The organism is Desulfolutivibrio sp. (assembly GCF_036584575.1).
GTDB lineage: Bacteria > Desulfobacterota > Desulfovibrionia > Desulfovibrionales > Desulfovibrionaceae > Desulfolutivibrio.
In genome coordinates, this window is record NZ_JAZHDB010000127.1 from 1 (window position 1) to 3676 (window position 3676).

5 protein-coding genes are annotated in these 3676 nt (G+C 68.8%); 3 read left to right on the forward strand and 2 right to left on the reverse strand.

The genetic code is table 11. From position 1 onward, the window contains the following. Together V3572_RS09685 and V3572_RS09690 are read right to left on the reverse strand one after the other, a co-directional pair. Positions 1-337 (reverse strand): thioredoxin family protein (locus V3572_RS09685; protein ID WP_332110793.1); only part of this gene is annotated, 337 nt, incomplete at its 3' end. A gap of 107 nt (positions 338-444) precedes the next feature. Further along, the gene (locus tag V3572_RS09690; protein ID WP_332110794.1) at positions 445-1317 is read right to left on the reverse strand and encodes a DMT family transporter; all 873 of its coding nucleotides are present in this window, start codon (positions 1315-1317) and stop codon (positions 445-447) included. 166 nt (positions 1318-1483) lie between these two features. Between V3572_RS09690 and V3572_RS09695 the strand changes: the two genes are divergently transcribed. The 3 genes from V3572_RS09695 (at position 1484) to V3572_RS09705 (ending at position 3673) form a co-directional block, all read left to right on the forward strand. Beyond that, positions 1484-2404, forward strand: a complete 921-nt coding sequence (locus V3572_RS09695) for a LysR substrate-binding domain-containing protein (protein ID WP_332110795.1) — start codon at positions 1484-1486, stop codon at positions 2402-2404. A 121-nt stretch (positions 2405-2525) separates the two neighbouring features. Continuing rightward, positions 2526-3134, forward strand: a complete 609-nt coding sequence (locus tag V3572_RS09700; RefSeq protein ID WP_332110796.1) for a flavodoxin family protein — start codon at positions 2526-2528, stop codon at positions 3132-3134. Positions 3135-3214: 80 nt separating this feature from the next. Continuing rightward, on the forward strand, positions 3215-3673 hold the full coding sequence (locus V3572_RS09705) for a hypothetical protein (protein WP_332110797.1): 459 nt from the start codon (positions 3215-3217) through the stop codon (positions 3671-3673). Positions 3674-3676: the final 3 nt, after the last annotated feature.

Consider the following 3676-nt stretch of genomic DNA (forward strand, 5'->3'; position numbering starts at 1 on the left):
GATGCCTGCCCAGGTCGATGTAGACCACCGCCGCCTTGTCCCGGTAGTCCCGGGCCACCTTGTCCAGGACCGGGGCCATCATCCGGCAGGGCATGCAGGAATCCGCCCCCAGGTCCACCATGGTCACCATGCCCGGCACAGGAACCTCCAGGCTGTCGCGCAGGGCGGGCGGCCCCGTGTCCATGGCCTCCGCGGGCAGGGCGTCCAGTTCCTTTTGAAAGACGGAGCCGTTTTGCGGCGCCTCGCCCCTGTCGCAGGACACGGCGAAAAAAAGCGCCAGGACGGTAAATAAGGCCATGCGCCATGGGTTGCGCGGCGCGGCATGTCGACGGGGCATGGGGCATCCTTTGCGTTTGGGGCGTGACCATCACGCCTCGTTCGGCGGCATGTTACCCGGAAACGGGCCGGATGTCGCCACGGGTCCGCACAGGGATTTCGCCCGGCTCACTGCCTTGCGGGTTGCGCCGCCCGGCGGGTCGCCACGGCCAACCCCAGGCAGATCAGGCCCACCCCGGCCACGTCCCTGGCGGTGATGGCCGCGCCCAGGAGGAGATGGGAAAAAAACAGCCCGAAAATGGGATTGAGCAGATGATAGGCCGAGGCCGTGGCCGCCCCGCTGACCCGGATCAAGAGAAACCACAGTCCCATGCCGCCCACGCCCACCACCAGGGCCAGATAGGCCACGGCGGCGGCCAGTTCCGGGGTCGCGGCCGCCCCCGGCCGACCGAAGACCAGGCACAACGGAATCATGGCCGCACATCCCGCCACCGACTGCCAGAAATTGATGCCCACGGCGTCCCCGGCCACGGCCCGGCCGCGATACAGTACCGTCCCCAGGCTGAAGGCCAGCATGCCAAGGCATGCGCACCCCACCCCCAGGGCCGTGACCCTGGTCATGGGCTGGCCCAGGGCGATGACCGCCACCCCGCCAAACCCCGCCGCGACGCCCAGCAGTTTGCCTACATCAAGGCGCTCCTGCCCTGCGGCGGCGGCGAAAAGGGCCGTGGCGAAGGGGGCGCAGCTCACGATGAGGATGACCAGCGTGGCCGAAACCGAGACCAGGGCCGTGAACGTCAGTCCCAGGTACAGGGCGTTGTACAAAAGCCCGAGCACAAGCCCGGCCCGGATGTCCCCGGTTTGTCCCGCCCGCCCCCGGGCCAGGACCAGGGGCGAAAGGGCCAGGGCCGTGAGGCCGAATCGCCAGGCCAGGAGCGAATACGGGTCGAGAAGGGCCGTGCCGATCTTTCCGGCGATAAAGGCCGAGCTCCACACGGCGCTAAAAAGCGCCACCAGGGGATACAGCATCAGACGCGGCATCGCGCGATCCTCCCTTTGCGCCGAAACGATCCGCCTGCCGTCCCGCATGAAACCGGCGGCCGGTCGCCCTGGCGCGTGGGCACATCCTTAGGGGGATTGGAAATCCGCGTAAAATGAATTATGAAGCGACAATATGAAATCAAACTTATATTGAAGGGAGAACGGCATGGCCGCGTCCACACCCGACCTCACCGGCCTCTCCGGGCTCACCGGGCTCACCGGGGATCGGCGGCTGACCCTGGAGCACCTGCGGACCCTGGTGACCCTGGTGGACCTCGGCGGCTTTCAGCGGGCGGGCGAGGCCCTGGGGCGCACCCAGTCGGCCGTGACCCAGAGCCTGCGCAAGCTGGAGGATATCCTCGATTGCCGCCTTGTGGAGCGCCGCCACGGCCGGTATTTGGGGCTGACCGACCAGGGACGGCGGTTTTTCGACGCCGCCCGGGACATCCTGGCCCGGGCCCGGGAGGCGGCGGACACCGTGGGGCGGCCGGAACTTTCGGGGCTTTTCCGCCTGGGCGTGCCCGACGATTTTCCCGTGGCCGACATCCACGGCGTCATCGCCCGGCTCCTGGAGCGCAACCCGGGGCTGCGCATCGAGACCACCTCGGCCCTGTCGGCCCACATCCGGGAGTTGTTCGCGGACAGGGCCCTGGATCTGGCCCTGTTCAAGCGCGTGGAACCGGACGACGGCCCGGCGGGAGACGGTCGCGATGTCCGATCCGAGCCCCTGTGCTGGGCGTCGCGTCGGCCGATGCGCCTGGACCGGTTCGCCGCCGTGCCCCTGGCGGGCTTCCCACCCGGCTGCGCCTACCGCCGCGCCGCCGTCCGGGCCCTGGAGACGGCCGGGAAGCCTTTCCATTTCGCCTATGCCAGCGCGTCCTATGAAAATGTCCGGGCCGCCGTCTCGGCCGGGCTCGGGATAGCGGCCCTGCCCGCCAGCGCCCTGGCCCCGGACCACGCCGTCCTCTCCGAAGAACACGGATTCCCCGCCCTGCCCATGGTCCGGCTGGCCCTGGCCATCCGGCCGGACAACCCGACGGCCCGGGGATTTGCGGACCTGGCCTTCCCGGCCTGGCAATCGGGCTGACGGTCGCCCGGCGGCCGCAGGCCGCCCGCGAAAGAAAGAATCCGCCCCGGGCCGGATTCCCACGACGGCGCGCCTCTGCTATGCTGTCCTCCCATCCGCACGTTCACGTTGGAGGCAGGCCATGCATATCCTGGCGATCATGGGCAGTCCCCGGCCGGGCCGGGCCACGGACCAACTGGCCGACCAGGCCATTTCCGGCGCCCTCGAAGCGAACCCCGAGGCCAGCATCCAAAAAATCCGTCTGGGAGACGTGCGCATCGGGCCGTGCCGCAATTGTCTGGCCTGCCGGGACAACCTGGAGGCCGTGCCCTATGCCCCCTGTGTCCAGCATGACGACATGACGCCCCTTTTGGACGATCTGGCCCGCGCCGACGCCCTGATCTTCGCCACTCCGGTTCACATGGGGCACGTCACGTCCCTGGCCATGGCCTTTTTGGAGCGCATCTGCTGGACGTTCGCCAAACCCACGGGCCGGGTGCTGACCGTGCGCGGCTGCCCCGTGCCGCGCACCGCCAAAAAACGTACGGCGGCGATCATCGTGGTTTCGGGTATCGTGCCGCCGCTTCTGCGCCGGTTTTGCGACGAGGCCACCGGGCTCGTGCGCCGTACCCTGAAGGACAGCCTCAACTGCCGTATCGTGGGCAGTCTGTATGCCGGGGCCGTGGAACACCGGGGGGCGGACGTCTATGCCGATGCGGCCCGCCGCCTGGGGCGCGCCGTGGCGTCATGACCGGGGCATGGCCCGCCCGGACCTTGCAACTTCGACCCAGGCGTGGAACAATTCAGGCGACATCCCACATGGAGGCCCACATGACCCATCCTTTTTTCCTCCGCTCCCTGTTCCCGGCGGTCTTCGTCCTGGCCCTTTTCGTCCTGTGCGGATGCAACAAGTCGGTTCGCGGGACGGGCCTGGACAACGTGGCCTACACCAAAAGCCACACCGTGGTCCGGATCGAACCCACCACCACGGCGCGGGCGGTGGTTTCGGCCGGCCCCAACGTCCGCGTCACGGTTCTTGAGACTAAAAGCGCCTTCTCCCGCATCTCCATGGACGAAGGCCGCATCACGGGCTGGGTGGCTGCCTCGGATCTGTCGGATGTCCCGGTGAAGGAGCCTGCCGCCTCCCGCAACGCACCCACGTCGCGTCCGAAGCCCTCCCGTCCTGCGGCCTCGGCCGCGCAGCCTGCGACCGGCGATTCCAGCGCCGCCGCCCAGGCCCCCGAGTCCGCAGGGCAGCCAGGACCTGACGGTCTATCCTGGACTGGCTGAGTG

Excerpts from the sequence above, each read along its gene's own strand:
- V3572_RS09690 (WP_332110794.1), bottom strand. The coding sequence starts at position 1,317 with ATGCCGCGTCTGATGCTGTATCCCCTGGTGGCGCTTTTTAGCGCCGTG.
- V3572_RS09695 (WP_332110795.1), top strand. The coding sequence starts at position 1,484 with ATGGCCGCGTCCACACCCGACCTCACCGGCCTCTCCGGGCTCACCGGG.
- V3572_RS09705 (WP_332110797.1), top strand. The coding sequence starts at position 3,215 with ATGACCCATCCTTTTTTCCTCCGCTCCCTGTTCCCGGCGGTCTTCGTC.
- V3572_RS09700 (WP_332110796.1), top strand. The coding sequence starts at position 2,526 with ATGCATATCCTGGCGATCATGGGCAGTCCCCGGCCGGGCCGGGCCACG.